At 59.5% G+C, this 20,862-nt stretch carries 18 protein-coding genes; 13 read left to right on the plus strand and 5 right to left on the minus strand.

Annotated features, from left to right (window positions below):
• The first annotated feature begins 191 nt into the window (after positions 1-191).
• Positions 192-1,343 (plus strand): complex I NDUFA9 subunit family protein, encoded by a 1,152-nt coding sequence (locus MAMT_RS01585; protein WP_142659196.1) that lies wholly within the window; start codon positions 192-194, stop codon positions 1,341-1,343.
• A gap of 9 nt (positions 1,344-1,352) precedes the next feature.
• On the opposite strand, the gene MAMT_RS01590 is transcribed toward MAMT_RS01585, so the two are convergent.
• Entirely contained in the window at positions 1,353-2,489 is a 1,137-nt protein-coding gene (locus MAMT_RS01590; protein WP_142659197.1) for a cysteine desulfurase family protein, read from the minus strand.
• Positions 2,486-3,373: a serine O-acetyltransferase EpsC gene (gene epsC / locus MAMT_RS01595; protein WP_142659198.1), complete on the minus strand. Its 888-nt coding sequence runs from the start codon at positions 3,371-3,373 to the stop codon at positions 2,486-2,488. The genes MAMT_RS01590 and epsC overlap by 4 nt, the downstream gene beginning before the upstream one ends.
• A 196-nt stretch (positions 3,374-3,569) precedes the next feature.
• Here epsC and aroE point away from each other — a divergent pair, with 196 nt between their 5' ends.
• The 7 genes from aroE (at position 3,570) to MAMT_RS01630 (ending at position 10,634) form a co-directional block, all read left to right on the plus strand.
• Entirely contained in the window at positions 3,570-4,448 is an 879-nt protein-coding gene (aroE, locus tag MAMT_RS01600) for a shikimate dehydrogenase (protein ID WP_178086846.1), read from the plus strand.
• Positions 4,449-4,807: 359 nt separating this feature from the next.
• Positions 4,808-6,181: a chromosomal replication initiator protein DnaA gene (gene dnaA / locus MAMT_RS01605; protein ID WP_142659200.1), complete on the plus strand. Its 1,374-nt coding sequence runs from the start codon at positions 4,808-4,810 to the stop codon at positions 6,179-6,181.
• Between the two features lie 213 nt (positions 6,182-6,394).
• The gene (gene dnaN / locus MAMT_RS01610) at positions 6,395-7,495 is read left to right on the plus strand and encodes a DNA polymerase III subunit beta (protein ID WP_142659201.1); all 1,101 of its coding nucleotides are present in this window, start codon (positions 6,395-6,397) and stop codon (positions 7,493-7,495) included.
• Complete coding sequence (locus tag MAMT_RS01615) at positions 7,488-7,877, plus strand: hypothetical protein (RefSeq protein ID WP_142659202.1); 390 nt, start codon at positions 7,488-7,490, stop codon at positions 7,875-7,877. Before dnaN ends, MAMT_RS01615 begins: the two co-directional genes overlap by 8 nt.
• A complete protein-coding gene (gene lspA / locus MAMT_RS01620) occupies positions 7,874-8,413 on the plus strand; it encodes a signal peptidase II (protein WP_142659203.1) in 540 nt (179 codons plus the stop codon). The genes MAMT_RS01615 and lspA overlap by 4 nt, the downstream gene beginning before the upstream one ends.
• Positions 8,414-8,493: 80 nt before the next feature.
• Complete coding sequence (locus MAMT_RS01625; RefSeq protein WP_142659204.1) at positions 8,494-9,168, plus strand: response regulator transcription factor; 675 nt, start codon at positions 8,494-8,496, stop codon at positions 9,166-9,168.
• Positions 9,165-10,634, plus strand: coding sequence for a sensor histidine kinase (locus MAMT_RS01630; RefSeq protein ID WP_142659205.1), 1,470 nt, complete (start codon positions 9,165-9,167; stop codon positions 10,632-10,634). The genes MAMT_RS01625 and MAMT_RS01630 overlap by 4 nt, the downstream gene beginning before the upstream one ends.
• On the opposite strand, the gene MAMT_RS01635 is transcribed toward MAMT_RS01630, so the two are convergent.
• From MAMT_RS01635 to glnT, 3 genes are all read right to left on the minus strand, one after another.
• Positions 10,617-12,323, minus strand: coding sequence for a GNA1162 family protein (locus MAMT_RS01635; RefSeq protein ID WP_142659206.1), 1,707 nt, complete (start codon positions 12,321-12,323; stop codon positions 10,617-10,619). The two genes, MAMT_RS01630 and MAMT_RS01635, sit on opposite strands and share 18 nt — an antisense overlap.
• Before the next feature lie 209 nt (positions 12,324-12,532).
• Entirely contained in the window at positions 12,533-13,708 is a 1,176-nt protein-coding gene (locus tag MAMT_RS01640) for a pyridoxal phosphate-dependent aminotransferase (protein WP_142659207.1), read from the minus strand.
• The gene (glnT, locus tag MAMT_RS01645; RefSeq protein WP_246186463.1) at positions 13,692-15,077 is read right to left on the minus strand and encodes a type III glutamate--ammonia ligase; all 1,386 of its coding nucleotides are present in this window, start codon (positions 15,075-15,077) and stop codon (positions 13,692-13,694) included. The genes MAMT_RS01640 and glnT overlap by 17 nt, the downstream gene beginning before the upstream one ends.
• Positions 15,078-15,299: 222 nt before the next feature.
• Between glnT and nadA the strand changes: the two genes are divergently transcribed.
• From nadA to MAMT_RS01670, 5 genes are all read left to right on the plus strand, one after another.
• Positions 15,300-16,229, plus strand: coding sequence for a quinolinate synthase NadA (gene nadA / locus MAMT_RS01650; RefSeq protein ID WP_142659208.1), 930 nt, complete (start codon positions 15,300-15,302; stop codon positions 16,227-16,229).
• A 221-nt stretch (positions 16,230-16,450) separates the two neighbouring features.
• Positions 16,451-17,740: a UDP-glucose dehydrogenase family protein gene (locus MAMT_RS01655; RefSeq protein WP_142659209.1), complete on the plus strand. Its 1,290-nt coding sequence runs from the start codon at positions 16,451-16,453 to the stop codon at positions 17,738-17,740.
• Complete coding sequence (locus MAMT_RS01660; RefSeq protein ID WP_342799817.1) at positions 17,727-19,028, plus strand: adenylosuccinate synthase; 1,302 nt, start codon at positions 17,727-17,729, stop codon at positions 19,026-19,028. Before MAMT_RS01655 ends, MAMT_RS01660 begins: the two co-directional genes overlap by 14 nt.
• Before the next feature lie 199 nt (positions 19,029-19,227).
• Positions 19,228-19,950 carry an undecaprenyl pyrophosphate synthase gene (uppS, locus tag MAMT_RS01665; RefSeq protein WP_142659210.1) on the plus strand — a complete coding sequence of 241 codons (723 nt, stop codon included), beginning with the start codon at positions 19,228-19,230 and terminating at the stop codon, positions 19,948-19,950.
• The gene (locus MAMT_RS01670) at positions 19,947-20,840 is read left to right on the plus strand and encodes a phosphatidate cytidylyltransferase (protein ID WP_142659211.1); all 894 of its coding nucleotides are present in this window, start codon (positions 19,947-19,949) and stop codon (positions 20,838-20,840) included. Before uppS ends, MAMT_RS01670 begins: the two co-directional genes overlap by 4 nt.
• The last annotated feature ends 22 nt before the right edge of the window (positions 20,841-20,862 follow it).

A 20,862-nucleotide genomic window follows, 5' to 3' on the forward strand; every position in this document is an offset into this window, starting at 1 on the left:
CGGACATTTCGCAAATCCCCTTTGCACATCCTATTTTCCTGACTCTTTGCAACGAGGAGAGTTCACGCTTGCCAGTGGGTCCGATTCGAGAGTACCCAAGCTCTTAGAGGCGGTGTGTGCAGCCGCCGGATGGACTGGACGAGGGAAGGGAGCAGGCTTTCCCCCATCGATTGCTCAAGGAGAAAAGGCAGATGGCGACCGTTCTCGTGACCGGGGGTACCGGCTTCGTCGGAAGCCATCTGATCCCCCGGCTGGTCGAACTCGGATACCAAGTTCGGCTCCTCACCCGTCGGGCGACCCGCGGAAGAGCGCTCCCGGCAGAGCGCTGCACCATCATCGAAGGAAGCCCTCTCGATCCGGATGCCTGCCGTCGCGCATCCCGGGAAACCGATGCGATCATTCACCTCGTCGGGATTTTGACGGAGAATCCGCAGAGCTCTTACCGGGAAGCGCACGTTCAGGTCACGCGCCACCTGCTCGCTGCGGCAAAGGAAAATGGCGTACGCCGCTGGATCCATATGAGTGCGCTGGGTGCCCGCCCCTATGCCGCCTCTCGCTACCACCAGACGAAGTGGACCGCCGAAGAGCTGGTTCGGTCGAGCGATCTCCACTGGACCATCTTCCGCCCTTCCGTCATCTACGGAAAAGGCGACCGCTTTCTTAGCGTCCTGCGCAATCTCTTCTCGCAAAGCTTTTTTCGCTACTTCGGAATGCTTCCCCTTCCCGGGGGAGGGGCTAGCCTGCTTCAGCCCGTCGCCGTTCGCGATGTCGTCACCGCCTTTACGCGGGCACTCATCCTCCCGGAGACGATCGGAAAAGAGTATCCGCTCTGCGGACCGGATCGGATCAGCCTTTCGGAGATCTGTTTCCTTCTCCTGCAAAGAGAGCACCAGGTGGTCTGCCGTACTCCTTCCTGGCCTCGGCTCTGCTCGCGTCTCTTCCTCTTCGCGATACTCTTCGCCTTTTTTCCGCTTTCCGCTCTCGTTGCCTTTGCCGGCGGCTTTTCCCCGGAAGACTGGAGCGTCTTGCTGGCCGCTTGGGGTAGCTTGAGCTTGCTGAGTCTGCGATCCCGTCCCGTTCTCTTTGTCTCCATTCCCTGGTCCGTCGTGCTCGGGCTCGCGCCTTTCGCGGCAAAGCTCCCCTCGAACCTGCCCATTGGACGGGAGCAGCTCCTCATGCTCGAGGAAGGAAACATCGCCGACTCATCCATCGCCGCCAGGGATCTCGGCCTGGAGTTCCTCCCCTTCCGCGACGGCCTTGCGAGCCTCTTCCCAGACGGGCAGGTCTCGCTTCCTCTCCCGGAATCGAGCGCCGGGCAGGAAGATCGGGGGCAACTCTTATAAGACAGGCTGTCAACCTGCCAACTGCTCCAGGACCACTTTCCGGAATCGAGCGGCGCTCTCCTCGATGTCTGCCGGCCCCACTCCTTTTCCCAGCGAAAACCGGACCATCGAGCGGGCCTCCGCCTCGCTGGCTCCCAGCGCCAAGAGAACGGGCGAGGGGCGCAAGGTTCCGGAGGAGCATGCCGCACCCCCCGAAACGGCGATTCCTTCCAAGTCCAGTCCGATCAACAGGTTCTCTCCATCCAACGCCGAACAGCTGACCGCAAGGGTGTTGGAGAGCCGCTCCACCGGATCGCCCCATCGCACGACCCGGGGAAGATCGGCAATTCTATGCCAAAGGAGTTCCGTGAGTTCGCGCTGACGTACGGCCTCGTTCTCCCGCTCTTCCTCAGCGCATGCCAGCGCTTCCGCCATGCCGACGATCGCCGCGACATTCTCCGTGCCCGCCCATCGGCTTCCTTCCTGCTCCCCTCCAAAGATGACCCGATCCAGGGGGAGGCCGGCCCGGACATAGAGCAAGGCTCCTCCGAGCGGCCCTCCAAACTTATGAGCCGCCAGGCTGGCAGAGGATACCCCCCAGTGCGCGAAGCAAAGCTCTTCCTTCCCGGCGCTCTGGACGACGTCGCTATGAAAGACAACCCCTCGCTCCTCGCAGAGCTCTCCAATCGCCCGCATCGGCTGCCGCGTACCGATCTCGTTGCTCGCCGAAAGAATGGAGACGAGCGTCGTCTCGGGGCGAAAGCTTTCTTCCAGCGCTTCCAGACGGACGGCCCCGAATCGATCGACCGGCGCCCTGCATACGGTGAATCCTTCTTCTTCGAGGAAGGCCATCGACTTGAGCACCGCTGGATGCTCCACAGCCGAGCAGATCAGGTGCCTGCCCTTTTTCTGCAAGCCGCGCGCCAGCCCGACCACGCCCAGGGTGTCGCTCTGGCTGCCGCTGGCCGTGAAGACGATCTCCCTCGGCTGCACCCGCAAAAGGGCGGCAATTCTTTCCCGGGCTAGATCCACTGCCGCACGTGCGCTTCTTCCTTCCGCATGCAAGCTGGAGGGATTGCCCCGCGGATCCAGGTAGGGCTCCATGGCCGCTCGAGCCCTGGGCTCCAAGGGAGTCGTCGCATTGTAGTCGAGATAGATCCGACTCATGCGCCGTCGACGATTCCGGGGTCCGATCCCCGTTTTCGAACTTCGGCTTCCTGCGCGACCAACGTCACCACCGAGTAGGGCGGCACCGCCTCCGTGAGCCAGACGTTTCCCCCAATCACGCTGTGCGCGCCGATAACCGTCTCTCCCCCGAGGATCGTCGCGCCGGGATAAATCGTCACGTGATCCTCGATCGTCGGGTGTCTCTTGCTTCCTCGAAGCTTTCTTCCCCCGGCGGTCGATCGCGCCCCAAGGGTGACGCCATGGTAGATCTTGACGGCTTCGCCAATCCGACAGGTCTCCCCGATGACAATCCCTGTTCCATGATCGATGAAGAAGTGAGGGCCGATCTCCGCGCCAGGATGAATGTCGATTCCCGTCCGGCTGTGGGCCCATTCCGTCATCATGCGCGGCAGCAGCGGCACACCGCGCAGGTACAGAAGATGGGCCAGCCGATAGGTCGCAATCGCTTCCACTCCCGGATAGGCGAGCAGGACTTCTTCGGTGCTTGCTGCCGCCGGATCTCCGCAAAACGTCGCCGCGACATCGGTGGCAAGCCTCTTCCGTATTTCCGGAAGCTGTTCGAGAAACCAGCCGGCGACCGCATCCGCCGCCAACCCGGATTCCTCGTTCTGGCCCACACTCATGCGAAGTTCTTCGATCAAACCCCGATGGAGTCGCGCCAGCCTCTCCTCGACGAAGTCGGTCAACTCCCGAGAGGAGTGTGGTGGAGGGGAGTGAAAACCGGGGAAAAGCAGGGCCAGAAGATCTTCCATGAATCGGCCTACGGCCGGCTTCGAAGGAAGGTTGGCACGGTCGGCCCGATTCGCGCCCCCATCCTCTTCGTAGGACCGGAGCATCGCTTCGCAAAGTCCGGGAAGTGGCATCACCTACCGGACGAATCTCTGTCCGCCCCTCGCACTCATCTTCTTCTCTTGTCGACCGCCAAGCTCCAGCCCGGTTCGCTCCAATGAGGGCATCTTTCCCCATCGGGTTCGTTGTCGATCCTCTTCTTTTCCTCTAAATTCTCATAAATTCCCCCATATGGCCGCCGTCGCAAGCGCAATTTGGCATCTTCTCAACTTGCCTGAGTCTCTCCCATGGCCGAAATCCTACGCGGTTCTCGGCTCCCCGATCGCCCATTCCCTCTCTCCGGCGATCCACCAAGCGGCATTCGCCGCCATCGGCTGGCCGGGAGGATACGGGCGTGTAGAGGTGGACACCGCCGGACTCGGCTCGGTCGTCGATCGGCTCAAAAGGATCGGCTTTTCCGGATGGAACTGCACCGCCCCCCTCAAGCAGGAGATGTTTCGGCTCTGCGACCGGCAGGCCACCACCGCGGTACAGCTCGGTGCGGTCAACACGGTGCGGCACGAGAAAGGGATGCTCGAGGGGCACAATACCGATGGGAAGGGATGGGTGCTCGCCCTGGAGGAGGCCTTTCCTGTTTCCCTTCGGGAACTGCGCGTCCTCTTCCTGGGCCTCGGTGGGGCGGGTGCGGCCCTCGCTCGCCAGGCTTCCTGGGAGGGTTGCCCGCTTCTTCACCTCGCCAATCGCACGACCTCCAAGGCCCTTAGCCTGGCCGGAGAGCTCGAGCCGCGCTCCCGGATCGAGGTCGTACCGTGGGAGGATGTCCCTCTTTGCCGAGCCGCCTCGAATGCCGACCTTCTCGTCTGTTCTCTCACCGATGAGCCCGCTCTTTTGAGGAATCCCGGCTTTCTCGATCGGCTGCTTCGTCCCGGTCTTTTCGTCTTCGACCTGCGCTATTGGCCCGCCCATCTGCCTCTGCTCCAAGCTGCTCGGACAAGAGGCGCCTTGACGGCGAACGGACTCGGAATGCTCCTGTATCAGGCAGCCCTGGCTTTTGAACTCTGGACGGGGACTTCCGCACCCATTTCAATCATGCGCGAAGCAGTTTCTGCTTCTCTTGCCCCGAGCACAGCCGAAAAGGGTTCCGGCTGAGTACCCGCTCCCGTCCCCTCCCTTCCGCCGATTCCAGATTGACGGAATTTCGTCTTCCGTTTCGGCCAAGGAGGAGCAGGAAATATTCTGCCGTCAACGGAAAGGAAAAATAGTTTCCCCGCTGAGAGATTCCCTTGTCCACTCTCCTTCCAAAACTTAGGATCCGTCTTTCTACCGAGCACGAGGCCGATTCGTCGGTCGAAGTTCCTGTGAACAACCTTGCAAATTGGTGCGTAGGCTTGCTCTTGTCGATTGCTCGAATCCAACCTTATTCTATCATGCAACAGTTTGATGGTCATATATTTATGAACTACAAGCTCTGCGAAGTCCGAGCTCATGCCCATCTTGGTGAATAAGTTGTGAATAACACGTCCGCAGAGTTCGGGTGGATCTGGGAAAAAGTCTGCCAGGAGATGCAAACTACGGCGTCTCGCGACGCGGTGGAACGCTGGTTTTGCCCCCTTCGAATTCTGGCCCTCTCCGAGGAGCAGATCACCCTGGAAGCACCAGACTCCATTTACCGTTATTGGATTGAAGAAAATTATCTGCCTCAGCTTTCCAGCGCCTTGGCGAAAATTCTCGGGCGACAGGTGCGTGTCGTCTTTCCCGCCGCGCCCTCCGGAACCCATGCCGCTGCTGCAGAGCAGCCCCGGAAGGCAGAGAAACCGGAACTACGAACGAATGGTGCCTCGGAAACGGTCTCTTCCAACGGCTTGAATCCCCGGTACACGTTTGACTCCTTCATCGTCGGAGCCAATAGCGAATTTGCTGATGCCGCCGCCCATGCCGTCGCAAACGCACCGGCACGCGCCTACAACCCCGTTTTCTTTTACGGCAAAGTCGGCCTCGGAAAAACGCATCTCATGCAGGCGATCGGCAACGGGATTCATCGTCTTCACCGTTCCCTGAAAGTCCAGTATGTTACTTGCGAGCAGTTCACCAACGAGTTCATCGACGCGATCCAAAAGGGAGCCCTGCTCCGTTTTCGCAGGAAGTACCGAGAGGTCGACGTTCTCCTCCTCGACGACGTCCAGTTTCTGGCGGGAAAAGAGCGGTCGCAGGAAGAGTTTTTTCACACCTTTAACTGCCTCTTCGATGGGAGTAAGCAGATCGTTCTGACCAGCGACGCGGTTCCCAGCGCCATGCAGACTCTGGAAAAACGGCTCACCTCTCGATTCGAATGGGGGCTGACCGCTGAACTTCTTCCTCCACAATTGGAAACCCGCTTAGCGATTCTGCGCCACAAGATGCGTATCCTCTCGATCTCGGTGCCCGATGAAATTCTCTCCACCATCGCAGAGCGTATCCAGAGTAACGTCCGCCAACTCGAGGGTGCCCTCAATCGAGTCGCCGCCTTCGCCGCCCTTCATCCGGAAAGACTCACGGCCGGACAGGTGCAACTCCTTCTTAAGGATCTATTTAATAAACATTCCACTCATAGCGTGACCATCGAGTCGATTCAGAAACAGGTTGCCGAGACCTTTGATATTCGGCTTGCGGACATGACCAGCAAGCGAAGGCTGGCTCACATCACGCTGCCCCGCATGGTCGCCATGTACTTGAGCCGTAAGTTCACTACCTGCTCCCTTGCGGAAATCGGCGAAAACTTCGGCGGCCGAGATCACGGAACCGTCCTTCATGCCCAGCGCGTGGTGGCGGAAAAACTGCAATCCGAATCGCGTTTCGAGACTGTCGTCCGCGAGCTGATTGAAAAACTAGAGAATCCGGAGTAAACAAGCGAAGAACCGTGGTGAATAACTCGATGCATTGGGTTTCGACAGAGGAGTTGATCGCGGAAACCCCACTGGACAACTAAGTTATTCACAAAATCGCATCCAGCACAAAGCGTTGTATTCCATAAGCTTACAGAATTATTCCCAGGCTTTGCGCGCCAAGAAGATGATTACGATGAAGAAATCCTTTCTCCTTTAACCACAGACTTGCCCATGCAATGCGAAATTGTTCGAACTTCCTTTCTGGACGCCCTTGGCTTAGCCCAAAGCGTTGCCGGTGGCCGCACCACGCTGCCGATCCTGAACAATGTGCTCCTAGAAGCGGATTCGGCGGGAAAACTTTCGCTTTTTGCGAGTGATCTTCAGACGACCCTCCGGCTTCGGATCGATGCGGAAGTAAAAGAAGCCGGACGAACTACCCTACCTGCCCGCCGCCTCTTCGCGATCGCCAAGGAAGTGTCCGCCAAGCAGCTTGCACTGACGACCAACGAGAAAGAGGAAAGTACGGTTACGGGAGGCTCTTCTTCGTTTCGTCTTTTCGGCTTGGCGGCTGCCGATTATCCGGCTCCTCCCCCTCTGAGCGATTCTCCGTCCTTCGGCATTTCGCAAGCTGCTTTGGTAAGACTGCTTCGCCATACGGCTTATGCCATGTCGAACGACGAAATGCGCTATGTGCTCAATGGAGCTCTCTTTTGCTGGAAAGAAAAAAACCTCACCGTAGTGGCGACGGACGGAAAACGTTTAGCCCTGATGGAAAGTCCGGTTTCGGACGGGACGGAGGACGAGATCCAGGGGATCGTGCCCGCGCGGGCAGTTACGGAACTCCTGCGGATTCTTGGCGATGAGGAGAGGAAGGTCACGATCTGGCTCGAGCCGAACCGGCTCCTTTTGCAGTCGGGGGAGGTCTTGTTTTCGTCGAAGCTCGTAGACGGGAAATATCCCAACTATCGAGCGGCGATTCCGGAGGGCGCCTCGGAAAAGATTCATGTTTCACGAGAAGCATTCCTCTCCGGCTTGCGACGGGTCTCGATCGTTGCGGGAGAAAAGGTTGTCCCGGTCCGACTGCGCTTTGAAAATAACGAGCTTGAGCTCTCCTGCAGCTCTGCGGAGATTGGGGAAGCGAAGGAGGCGATTCCGATCCGCTATGGCGGTAAGGAAATTCGTGCCGCATTCAACGTCGCTTATCTGATCGATCCACTACGGGAAAGCACGGTGGACGAAGTAGTCCTCCAGGTCGGAGAAGCTTCGGGGCCTTGCACGTTCAAGGACGAAGAAACTTTCCTCTACGTTGTGATGCCGATGCGCAATGCTTAATCGATCTGGATTTGTGGCTCTTTTCGAGGAACCTCTCGATCGGGACAGGGTCGAGGAAATGGTTACCCACTGGATTGCCCGATTTGAAAGGGTGGAGCAGGCCCTGCCGGGTGGAGTGGGAGCGGGGGCGGCGACGATGGAAATCCGAGTTGCTTCGGACCTCTTCTGGGAAGATTACCCCCAGTTCCGAATCTCGGAAGGAGAGACCTTTGCCTGGGTCTACCTGGCGATGACCCGAAGGAGCATCGAGACGACGGGGTTTTCGACGCCCGGGATTCCGCTTTCCCTGGAGGTTCTCCTCGAACTTCCCCGGATTTGCGAAATCATCGACGAGAAGAACGAAGAGCGTTTAACTCAGCTGGAGCAGCAAGGCATCCTATGACTTCGCTCCTTCGCCCGAACGGCGATGGGCTCGGGTCCGTTTCTTCTGGAGAGCGAAAAGGCGAACCCACGCGCCGGAGAGCGCCAGCGCCTTTCTTTTGGGGACTTTTGCTCGGGTTATTTCTTCTCGACCAGGGGACGAAGACATTGATTCTCCGCTTCAGCGATCACTTAACCCTTTCCGTGATTCCCGGGCTGCTGAATCTTGTTTCCGTCCGGAACACCGGAATCGTCTTCGGGCTCTTTTCCGGGGAGAACTGGTTATGGATCGGAGTAGGAGCCGCGTTTCTTCTCGTTGGATTCTGGATTGGCCGAAGGCTCGATTGGAGGCGACGAGAGACAAACGTGATTGCTGCCCTTCTTGCGGCGGGAGCGGCTGGGAATCTCAGCGACCGGATCCTTCACGGATTTGTCGTCGACTTCATCGATCTCTACGTCGGTCCCTGGCACTGGCCGAGCTTCAATGTCGCCGATAGCTGCCTTTGCCTCGCTTCTCTCTGGATTGTCTTTCGGTTTGGCCTTGCTCCGGGTCGCTGACTCGGACGCCGCCCGAACACGAAAAGGGGGCAATGGATGGCGTAGGCTGCCGCGTCGAAGCACGCGAGATTCCACATTCCATGCGAATATTGATCGTCGAAGACGAGGAGAAGATCGCCGCCTTTATTCGGAAGGGCTTGGAAGAGCAAGGTTTTGTCGTAGACACACTGACGCGAGGCGACGAGGCGCTCTTGGCCCTGGCCAACCAGCCTTATGATGCGGCGGTGCTTGATGTCTTCTTGCCTGGGCGCGATGGTTTGAGCGTGCTCCGTGCCGTTCGGCGCCGCGGCATCCATCTGCCCGTGCTCTTGCTGACGGCCAGAGGAGAGATCTATGAACGGGTCGAGGGACTCGAGAGCGGAGCGGACGACTATCTTCCCAAGCCGTTTGCCATGGAAGAGCTGGTGGCGCGTTTGCGTGCCCTCCTTCGCCGCGCGGCCGGGGTGGGACTTTCCCTCTACCAGGTGGATGATCTGACCTTGAACCTGGTGAGCCGGGTCGCCACGAGGGGCGAGCGAAGAATCGAGCTCACGGGCCGGGAGTTTTCCCTCTTGGAGCTCTTGATGCGCTCTCCCGGAAAGGTTTTCACGAGAACCGAGATCTGCGAGCATGTCTGGAACTTCCACTTCGATCCGGGAACAAACCTGGTCGATGTCTACATTCAGAAATTGAGGAAGAAGATCGACGAGGGGCAGGACCGGAAACTCATTCAGACGGTCCGGGGAATCGGATATCGAATCGAGGAGTCCTCATGAGGAAAGTTTCCCTCCGATGGAAAGTCGCTCTCCTCACGGGAGCGACGGTGGGGCTTGCGCTCGCCCTCGTCGGAGCGGTCGCCGACTGGACCCTTTATCGTAAGCTCGTCGAAGAGGCGGATCTCCAGATGACATCGGATGCGCGGGAAATGGTTTCGGCGCTGAAGAGCCCGCGATTGCTTTCCAAGGGAAAGCTTCCCGAGAACCTGGAGGGAGAGGAGAGCAACCTATGGGAGATTGATCGGGTGGGAGGAGCAGTCCTCTATCGAGCGCCGTTTTTTAAGACGCAGCATCGACTGGCGAAGGACGGCTTTCGCTTTTTGTCGATCGGGAAGCAAAGCTTTCGTGTTCTGGTGGTCACCAAGGGGGGGTATCGATTGATGCTCGGGCGAGACACGCGGCTTCAGAAGGCGATCCTGCAAAAGGCGGAAATTGCCTACCTTCTTTCATTTCCTCTCGCCCTGGCTATCGCCATTTGGGGAGGATGGTATCTTTCCGGATATGCCTTACGGCCGGTTCGAGCGATCGCCGCGGCTGCGGAGAAGATCGGTCCCCATGCCCTCCATGGGCGAGTCGAAATTCCCTCCGAAGATCCAGACTTGGCACGGCTCGCCCAAATCCTGAACGCGATGTGGGAGAGGATCGAAGCCGCGTTCGAGCAGGAAGCGCGATTGACGGCCGATGCCTCCCACGAGCTTCGAACCCCGCTGACGATCCTTCGGAATCAGTTGGAGGCCGCACTGACCGAATCCAAGGGACGCCCATTCTCGGGAGAAGAAGTCTTTCTTTCTCTCTTGGAGCAGGTGAAGCGGTTGACCACGATCACCGAGAACCTTCTTTTTTTGTCCCATGCCGAGAGCGGTCAGCTTCGGCTGCGCAAGCAGCCCGTCGATTGGAGTAAGATGGTGGAGGAGGTGGCCGAGGACGCCCGCCTTCTTGCGGTTCCCTCGGGCCTTTCCGTTGCAAGCTCGATTCCTCCCGGACGATGGATCTCCGGAGACGGAGAGCTTCTGCTTCGCCTCCTTTGGAATCTCGTGGATAACGCGGTGAAGTATAATACGGCCGGCGGCTCCATCTGGATTACGCTACTAGAAGATGACTCGTGGCTGATCTTGAGCGTCTCCAATACCGGCCCGATCATCGAGGCGGCGGACCAGGCGGAAATCTTTCGACGTTTCTACCGGGCGCGAAGTGCCCGAGACAGTCAGGCCAGGGGCAGCGGACTCGGCTTGAGCCTTTGTCGGGAGATCGCGGCCCTCCATGGAGGGGAAATTCGGTACGACAATCCGGCCGAAAACTGGAATCGCTTCACGGTCTGGCTCCCAAAGGGAGAACCCCAAGGGCCGGGTCGTGAGCCCGCCTCGACCACCGACAATGCCCCATCGAATCGATCTTTTGTCGCCGCCAAGAATGCGACTCAGGCGGAGGCCGGCCGAAGCGCGATCCACTCAGTGCGTTCTGGGTGAGAGAGTCGGCTCCGAGAACGGCAGAGAAACTTTCTGCGTCCTTTCGGTCGAGGGCGAAAATGGAGGAACGTTCGGGACGGGGATGCGAAGGGCTATCTCTCGGCAGAGTTCGTCTTCCGCTCTCTTGAGCGTGATGTCGCGAAGGAATCCGGCCGCCAAAACCGACGAGATCGCGATATCGATCGGAAAAATGGCCGGAAGAAGTGTGGAGTCCTGCCGTTGACCAGTCACCTCGATGAGGGTGCGACCGGTGCGCCCCGATGCGATCCTTACCCGAAGCCCGACCCGCCAGGCGGAGTAGAGCAAGGCGTAGATGGCTACGGAGTCTTGCACCTCTCCGTAGACAAGCGCGTCGACGCCGAGCCAGTCGGCTACCCGTTCTACTTTCTCGCGGAGCATGTCCCCTGCCGTGTGCCAGCCCATTTGCTGTAGGATCATGTCCGTGAGAGCGGGGCTCTGCACCCAGAAATCCCTCTGCCCGAGGTAAGTTGCCATTCCGCGCCGAAGACGGTTGGCCGTCGTCCACTTCCAGCGGTCCTGCTCAGCCCGGGAACGAGGTTTGGCGGGGACGCCGTTGAGGAGAAAGTTTCCCCCGGTTGCCCGATCGACGAAGGGAAGAACGGCGAGTTGGAACGGTCGGTCGGTCGCCAGATCCGGAGAGGCGACGGTTTGGAATCGCGAGGGATCCAGATCGATCAGGTAGTCGAGGGGATTTTTTTTCCCGTGGGTGGATTCCTGCTGCTCGGGGAGAAAAAAGCGCTCCGGGGGAAGATTCGAGAGGGAAGAGGAATTCCAGGGACGCAGGGGAACGCGGAAGGCGACAGCAGGAAGAGCGCCTTTTTGGGGAGAAAGCGCGGGACTGGTGATCACCGGCAGTGCCTTCTGCACGATATCGGTCGCGGAGCGGGCCGATCGGGGCGGATGCGGGACGCGAACGACAAGCTCGCGACAGGCCTCGTCTTCTCCCCGTCGCAGGGTGACATCCCGCAAATGGACTAGATTAGCGATAGAGGCAAGGGCAAGATCGATGGGATTGGTTGCGATCCGGAGCCCGATAATGTTGCGGGTGGCGGTGCCCGAAAAGATTTCGCAGCCCGAAATTGCCGAGACCATCCTGATCGACAGCGTCACCCTCCAACCGGCGGCGAGGAGCATATAATAGCTGCGATAGGTCGAGAGCTTGCCGTAAACAAGAGTATCCGCATCCAGGAAGCGACCCAGGAGCTGCGGTTCTGTGTCGTCGAGGAGCCGGTCGGAAGAGATCTTGTGCGCGGCGAGGGTAGCGTCAACTAGGGCCACTGGGATGAGGTCGAATTCTCGCGCCGCGAGATAGCCGTGAACCATTCGACGAAGCCTTTGCGAGTGTGTCCATCGCCATATGTCCAACGCCTCCCCTCTTCGTCCCGGCCATCGGATTTCGTTGAGCACATAACTGCCGGTTCCCTCGTCGATAAATGGGAGCACGGCGATTCGGCAGGGGGCCGACTCCGCATAGTTCGGACTGATCTGGACGAGACAAGAACCCGGATCGGGGTCCATGGCATAGTCATACCAGCGCTTTCTGCCATGAAAGTCGGCACCTTCTTCCTGAAGGAAGAGGCGTTGGTCCTCGGTTTCTTCCGCCGCCAGACAAGGAACGACAAAAAGGAAGAGCCCAAGGAAAAAGGAGACGAGAAAACTAATCTGCATTGATCACGAGGCTTTGGCTTTCGACTTGCAGAGCGGATTCGCCTGCTTCGCTCTCCCTGGATTTCCCTCCCGGCGGTATGTCTTCCTAGCGCTCCGGGGGAAAACCGGCGCCCCGCCTCGTATCCATGCCTATTTGCTTTTTCTCGGGTACGAACTTTGCGGGACATGCAGGCTAGGTGCGGAAGCGACTGCTCCGCTCGGGACGACCCTCATACCAGCACGCGCTGCCGGGGGAGGACTTCGCGGATCGCCTCGTGAAGACCGCCGAAGAAGAGCAGCAACTCCTCCGGACTGCCCACCGTGACCCGGAGCCAGCCGGGTAGTCCCCAACCCTCCAAGCTGCGCACGAGAACGCCTCGGCGAACCAGTGCCTTCCAGACTTCTTCCGCCTGCGGGATGCGGACCATCATGAAGTTGGCGCTCGACGGGAGCCAATCGAGCCCGAGTTCTTCGAAGCAGCGTTCGAGGCGAAGCCGACCCACCCTCACGTTCTCCTTGGACTGTTTTTGGTGGGGTTTGTCCCTAAGCGCGGCGGTGGCGGCCTGATGAGCGATCCCGTTGGTATTTGTGGGAAGAGAAGCCTTCTGGATTGCACAGGCGATTTCGCGCGGCGCGAGGGCATAACCGATTCGAAGGCTTGCCAAGGAATGAAGTTTGGAAAAGGTCCGGAGAGCCACGATGGGAGCCCCGTCCCGAACGGACGCGACGAGGTCCGGCGGATGCTCCAAGAAATCCGCGTATGCCTCGTCCAGGGCCAATAGGACGCGCGGCGGTAGACTTTCGGCAAAATCGAGGAGCGCGGCATTGTCCACCCGGGTTCCCGTGGGGTTGTTCGGATTCGCCAGGAAGACGAGCCGTGTACGAGGGGTAATGGCGCGGCGGAGGCTTTCCAAGTCAACGGAAAAGCCGCGATCGGGCGCGAGACGAAGGTGGCATCCAAAACGTTGCGCGAGAAGTTCATACAAGGGAAACGAGTATCGCGGTACCACGACCTCCTCTTGTCTGTTGCGGACGTAGACATGAAAGAGCAGCTCGAGTAGTTCGGTCGAACCGTTACCCACCACAATCTGTTCCGGAGAGGCTCCGATCTCCGATGCGATCAGCTCTCGAAGACCTTCTCCTGCAATCTCGGGATAGCGATGAGCTTCGTCCGCCGCCCTCCGAATTGCCTCCAAGGCGAGCGGGGAAGGTCCCAGCCCATTTTCGTTGGCGTCGAGCCGGACCAGGGGAAGATGGCGAGGCAACAGGTCCTGGATCGGACAAAGCTCGCGGTAGGATGTAAAATGAAGCTGGAGGATCCAGGGATTGGGCGGCGGGAGAAGGCCGGCAACCTTTTCCGCTCGGCTCTCCCTCCGGCGCGCGGCAGCGTTAGAAGAGGGTTGCATAACGCATCACTTCCCAATGGGTTACTTCCTGATTGTATTCGTCCCACTCTGCAAATTTGCATCGAAGGAACTCTTCCCGCAGGGATCGACCCAGAGCCTTTTCGACCAAGGGATCGGAGGCAAACTCCGCAAGCGCCTCGCCCAAGGATCGCGGGAGAAGATCTTCATGCGGCAACCAGTTCTTCTGGCGCTCGGGCCAGGAATAGATGCTTTTCCGCTCCGGTGCGCGCGGATCGAGGTTCTGTTGAACTCCTTCCAGCCCTGCTTCCAGGACCAGGGCCGCGGCGAGATAGGGATTGCAAGACGAGTCGGGAATCCGGACCTCGCACTGGCCGCCCCCCAGAGGGATGCGAAAGGCATGGGTTCGATTGTTCCCTCCAAGCGAGTTGAAGACGGGCGCCCAGGAATAGAATTGCATCGCGCCCTTCTTGATCAGGCGCTTGTAGCTGTTCACCGTGGGGGCGAACGCTGCACAGAGCGAGCGGCCATGCCGGAGCAGCCCCGCGAGAAACGCGTACCCGAGACCGGAAAGGCCTAGTCCGCGAGGATCTTCGCCCGGCTCTGCGAGGAAAAGGTTTGCACCGGTCCGCGAATCGGCCAGCGAGAGGTGAAAGTGGGCGGCATTGCCGGGTTGATCGGCAAAAGGTTTTGCCATGAAGACGGCCGCCAAGCCTTGCTCCGAAGCAATTCGACTGGCCAGGCAGCGGAAAAAGACGAGGCGGTCGGCCATCTCGAGCGCTTCGCAATGACTGAAGACAAATTCGAATTGAGACCGGCCGTCTTCGTGCTGCACCGAGGAGACTTCCCATTCGAGTCCCTCAAGCGCCTCCAAGATCCGGTCGATGATGTTTGCCCTCTCGAGCAGCCTTCCGGCGTCATAGCTGCCTTTGGGAAGGGTTTCCCGCGGACTGGGAAAGAGCAGCCGGCCGGAAGCTCCCCTTTGGAGAAGGTAGAGCTCACATTCGATCCCGAGCCGAAGGCGGAAGCCTTGATCCTCCGCCTTCTCGAGAGATCGCTTCAAGGCGGCTCGCGTGCAGGCCGGAAACGGAGCGTCGGCAAAGGTGAGGTGCGAGGGGATCCAGGCCAGCTCCGGCTTCCAAGGAACAGGAAAGCCACGCTCCCAGTCCGGGGCGACGGCCACCTCGCCGTCTTCCGGATGCGAGCCCAATCCGTCGAGCGCATGGCCGGAGAACAGTTCCCCTCCTCGGAGGGATCGCTCGACATGGGAGAGCGGAACGAGCTTCCCTTTGGGGACTCCATGGATATCGACGAAGGCCGGGAGGAAATACCGGATATTTTGGCGTTGAAGGTTCTCTCGAATCTCTTGGATTTTAGAAGGAAGGTGCATTGCCGCGGGAAGCGGGTCCATCGGGTGGTCGTCGGAGCGAGGAGGGCCGCTGTTCTGACCCGATCCTCGCAGGAGAGGATGAAGGGAAGACGAAGAAGAGATGAATTTATTTTCATCCTTGCGCATGCTCTGCCGAGGAGCTTCACCGAGGCACAGGGGCGTTCCACTCTCTTGTCACGACGCGCTAGACAAGCCTTCTAGGAGTGGACAGAGTAAAAGGAGACGAAAGGCTTACCGTTTGCGATGGATACCAGACAATGGCAGGAGGAGGTTCGGCGCCTCAAAAAAGAGAGGAACGCCGTCATTCTAGCCCATAATTATCAAGTCCAGGAAGTTCAGGAGATCGCCGACTTCGTAGGCGATTCGCTCGGCCTTGCTTACCAAGCGCATCGCACCGGAGCCGATTGGATCGTCTTTTGCGGCGTCCATTTCATGGCGGAGACCGCGAAGATTCTCAATCCGGAGAAGAAGGTGCTCCTTCCCGACCTGGAGGCGGGCTGCTCGCTTGCGGACTCCTGTAGTGAGGACGAACTTGCCGAGGTGCGTCGAAGTTCCGACCGCCTTTTCGTGGTCACCTATGTGAATTCCACCGCCCCGGTGAAGGCGCTAAGCGACGTAGTCTGCACCTCGGGCAACGCGGTCAGGATCGTGAACCGGGTCCCGCCGGAGTACGAGATCCTCTTTGTCCCGGATCAAAATCTCGGGGAATGGGTAAAGCAGCAGACCGGACGCAACATGCGCCTCTGGCAAGGCCACTGCTATGTCCATGTGGAATTTACTCACGCGAGCCTTCTCCGGATGCGGCAGAGCTATCCGGGGGCACCGATCGTGGCCCATCCGGAATGCGATGTCGCCGTCCGGATGCTGGCGGACGAGATCTGTTCGACCGAGAAGATGGTGGACTTCTGTGGGAAGAGTTCCGCCAAGAGCTTCATCATTGCCACGGAGGCCGGGATGCTGCACCGTCTGCGCCGTGAGATTCCGGGGAAGGAGTTTCTGCCCGCTCCCACTGAGGGCTGCGCCTGCGCCAACTGCCGGTTCATGAAGAAGATTACGCTGGAAAAGGTCTGCCGAAGCTTGCAATCTGGCGAACCGGAAATCGTGGTGCCACGGGAGATTGCGGAGCGAGCCCGCCTCCCGATTGAGCGGATGTTGGATTGGAGCGCCAATTAAGGAAGGAAGATCGGCTCCACTCCTGCGTCCAAGAGTTGTGAGAGTTGTGGCTCCAGGAGCGAGGCTGGGTTCTTCGGTTCGCTTCAGCCGGGAAGGAGTGCAGAAAAGCGCGCCTGAGCGAGTAGTCGGAATGAGGCGAACAAACTAGAGGAGAAAGTTTGTCCGGGCGGCAGGCTGGGGCGACCTTGGCGCCTGCCCGTTCGGGCATGGGAGGTTCCATTATGAAACTTGCGATCATTGGTTCCGGATACGTCGGGCTCACGACAGGAGCTTGCTTTGCCGAAGTAGGCCACGATGTGCTTTGCGTGGACAGCGATCAGGCGAAGGTGAAGAGCCTACGGGGAGGGAGCGTTCCCTTCTATGAGCCGGGCTTGGAAGCCATGATTTCGAGGAACGCGGCCTTGGGGCGACTCCGTTTCGGGGAGTCCGTGGCGGAGGCAGTGGAGAACTGCCTGGCTCTCTTCATCGCCGTCCCGACCCCGCCCCATGCGGATGGCAGCGTCGACCTCCATTACGTGGAGAAGGTGGCTCGCGAGATCGCCGGCTCTCTCCGGGAGTACCGGGTCATCGTCGATAAGAGCACGGTTCCCGTCCGGACAGGGGAGAAGGTGGCCCAGACGATCGAGCGGTACAGCAAGCAGAAGGCAGAGTTTGACGTGGTGAGCAATCCCGAATTTCTCCGGGAAGGCTCGGCAATCGCAGACCTGATGAACCCGGATCGCATCGTGATCGGCTCCTCTTCGGAGCGGGCCACCGCGATCATGAAAGAGGTCTATGGACCCTTTCGGACGCCGATGTTGATCACGGATTTGAATTCCGCGGAACTCATCAAGCACGCGTCGAACAGCTTCCTGGCTCTGAAGATATCTTACATCAACATGATCGCGCAGATTTGCGAGGCTTCGAACGCGGACGTGCTCCTCGTGGCCGAAGGGATGGGCCTGGATCGGCGAATCGGGCGTTCCTTTCTGCAGGCGGGAGTCGGATGGGGGGGCTCCTGTTTTCCGAAGGACGTCTCAGCGTTCATCCGGATCGCCGAGGAGTTGGGCTGCGAATTTCGTCTGCTGAAGGAGGCCGCGTCGATCAATGAGGAGCAGAGGGAGCACTTTTTGAAAAAGATTCGCGAGGAGATCTGGCTTCTTCGCGACAAGACGATTGGTCTGCTGGGACTGGCGTTCAAGAACAACACGGATGACACGCGGCAAAGTGTCGCCATGGCTTTGGCGGAGTCCTTCCTCAAGGAAGGAGCCGTGGTTCGCGCTTTCGATCCGAAGGCGATGGCGAAGGCGGAGCAGCTTCTCCCGAAACTTCAGCTCTGTTCCTGCGGAGAAGACGTCGCTGCGGGTGCCGATTGCGTCGTAGTGGCCACGGAGTGGGAGGAGTTCCGGGACTTGGATTGGCTCGCCATGAAAAAGCGGATGCTGAGCCCGCTGGTTTTCGACGGACGCAATCTCTTGGACCGGGAAAAGATGGCGGCCTGGGGGTTCTCGTATCGCGGTGTCGGTCGATAACGGACAGTGGGTGAGCGGAGTGAATACGGTTCTTGTGGGAGCCCAATGGGGAGACGAGGGAAAAGGAAAGATCATCGATTTCCTCACGGGAGATGCCAACGTCGTCGTCCGCTGCCAAGGAGGGGATAACGCCGGCCACACGGTGAAGGTGGAAGGCGAACAGTTCGTTCTCCATCTGATTCCTTCGGGAATCCTCCGGAGGGAGAAGGAGTGCGTGCTCGGCAACGGAATGGTCATCGACCCGATCTCGCTCGTAGACGAAATCGAGGGCCTGACCGCCCGTGGAATTGCCCCGAAGGGCAGGCTTTTCCTTTCGGACTCCGCCCACTTGGTCTTGCCCTATCACCGGCGCATGGACGAACAGTTGGAAAGCCTTCGCGGCAAGAAGAAACTCGGAACGACGGGCCGCGGCGTCGGCCCCGCTTACGTCGACAAGGTGAGCCGCACCGGGTTGCGGGCTCACGATCTGTTGGAGCCGAAGGAGCTTCGGAGCAAGCTCGAAGAGAGAATCGAAGAGAAGAATCGGCTCCTCTCCTTTCTGGGAGCTCAGCCGATCGACGCGGAAGACGTGATTCATCGCTGTTCGGGCGCGGCGGATTTTCTGCGCGAGATGATCGTGAACACGGCGATCTGGCTCACCGATGCGATGCGGGACGGGAAAGACATGCTCTTCGAATGTGCTCAAGGCACCTTTTTGGACATCGACTTCGGAACCTACCCTTATGTCACCTCCTCCAACACGACGGCGGGAGGGGCGGTCACGGGGACCGGCGTACCGCCGCACCGCATGGACCGGGTCGTCGGCTGCCTCAAGGCGTATACCACCCGGGTGGGTGCCGGCCCGATGCCGGTGGAATCGGCCGAGCTGGCGGCTCTGCTGCATCGGAGCGGACGGGAGTTCGGAGCGACGACGGGCCGGGCTCGGCGATGCGGCTGGTTCGATGGGGTGATGAGCCGTTACTCCTGTCTGATCAATGGATTCGACGAGCTTGCCGTAACCAATCTGGACGGCCTCGACACGCTTTCGACGATCCCCGTTTGCCTCGCTTACGAGTGGCGAGGGCGACGTCTTTCTCATCCCCCGACCTCCGCGGCGCAGTGGCAGGAGTGCACGCCGGTCTATAAGGAATTTGAGGGCTGGAGGCAGCCGACGTCCGATGTCCGACGCTTCGCCGACCTGCCGGATCTTGCCAAACAATATCTGGATGCACTCTCCGAGTTGACGGGATCTCCGGTCCGCTTGGTCTCTGTGGGAGCAGGAAGGGAGCAGACGTTCCTTGTCGAATAGAAAGGCGAGGTCGAGCGCGGATCCGAGCCTGCATATCTCACAAAGTTCGTACCCGAGGCGCAGCGAATGGATCTGGATGCAAGGCGGGGCGCAGGTTTTCCCCCGAAGTTGTATGACGACAACCTGCGAGGAGGGAAAACCAAGTCCCAACGAAGCAGTTGGATCCATTTCGCAAGTCGCAGGAGAACGCTTGTGAGACATGCAGGCTAAACCCCCGACCCACGTTGCCATCATCATGGACGGAAACGGCCGATGGGCTCGCGCTCGGAATCTTCCGCGCGTCGAAGGGCATCGAGCCGGCTTCGAGGCTGCCCGGGAAGTCGTGCGCACCGCGGCGGAAATCGGGATCGGTTTCCTCACCCTCTATGCTTTTTCGGTAGAGAACTGGAAGCGTCCGGTCAAGGAGGTGAACGCCTTGATGGAACTGCTGAACAGCTTCGTCGAGGAAACGGAAGCTGAGTTGATTGCCAACGAGGTGCGCCTGAAGGTGATCGGCAGGGTTGCCGATCTTCCGGCGGGCTTGCGGGAGAAGATCGATGCGTTGACGCTTCGGACGGCGGAAAAGAGCAAGCTTACCCTCTCGCTCGCCCTCAGCTATAGCGGCCGGATCGAGATTGTTACGGCGGTTCGGCGTCTGACTCGGGATGTTTTGCACGGGCGCCTGCGGCTGGAGGAGATCGATGAGACCTCTTTCCGCCGCTATCTCTACACCGGCGACGATCCCGATCCGGACCTGCTGATTCGAACGAGCGGGGAGATGAGGCTCAGCAATTTTCTCTTATGGCAGATCTCCTACTCCGAGATCTACTTCACCGACGTTCTCTGGCCGGACTTTCGACGAGAGGCGTTCCTACGGGCCGTGGAAGAGTATGGGAGAAGACAGCGGCGATTTGGCCAGCTCGAGAGGGAGGAGTTCGAATGAGCAAGGGACCGAGCTGGCTTGCCAGGGGGGGCTCGTCGGTTGCCCTCTGGGGTTTCGCGCTCTCCGTGGTCCTCATTGGATGGCGGACGGGGGAGATTTTGGCCGTGGCTGTTTTTGCAGCCGCCGCGCAGTGGGAGTTTTACCTCCTGCAAGAGCGAAAGGGCGCCGTCGTCTTCAAAGGTCTGGGGATTGCATCGGGCCTCATGGTTTATGCCATTTTGTGGTTTTGTTGGGTTGCCTATCCTAGGGCGGCCCACATGGATCGGCTGTGGGAAGAGGCTCTGTTCGTTCTGACGGCGGTCGTGCTCCTTCTCCGAGTCGTGCTTGGTTCTCGGGGAACGCTCCTGCCGATGGAGACAGCGGGACTCACCCTCTTGGGTGTCATTTACATTCCCTTCCTTCTCAGCTTCTTGTGCCGGATTGCCATCGAGCCGAACAACTACTCTGATCCGCGCATCGCCGCGCTCTTCGTGATGCTGGTGACCAAGCTGGGGGATACCGGAGCGTTCGTGGCAGGCTCGCTTCTCGGGAGACATCGACTTCTCCCTCGGATCAGCCCGAACAAAACATGGGAGGGTTTTGCGGGGGGGCTCCTGGCAACGCTTCTGGCGAGCCTGGTGATCGTTTTTCTCGGCCGCGACGGCCCTCTGCGCCTTCACCTGCTGGACGCGGTGCTTTTGGGCTTGGGACTCGGGTCACTGGGCGTTTGGGGCGACCTGGCGAAAAGTGCGGCCAAACGAGACGCCCACGTGAAGGATTCGGGCCACTGGATCCCGGGGATCGGGGGGGCGTTGGACCTAGTCGACAGCTTGCTCTTTACCGCCCCCGCCTTCTACTTTTATGGGTTGGCGCGGTTCGGTGGGGCAGCGATTTCGTGGATTCCTCGGTAAAGGGGGAGGAGAGCCACCCAGA

This window comes from Methylacidimicrobium tartarophylax (assembly GCF_902143375.2).
In the GTDB taxonomy this organism is placed as follows: domain Bacteria; phylum Verrucomicrobiota; class Verrucomicrobiia; order Methylacidiphilales; family Methylacidiphilaceae; genus Methylacidimicrobium; species Methylacidimicrobium tartarophylax.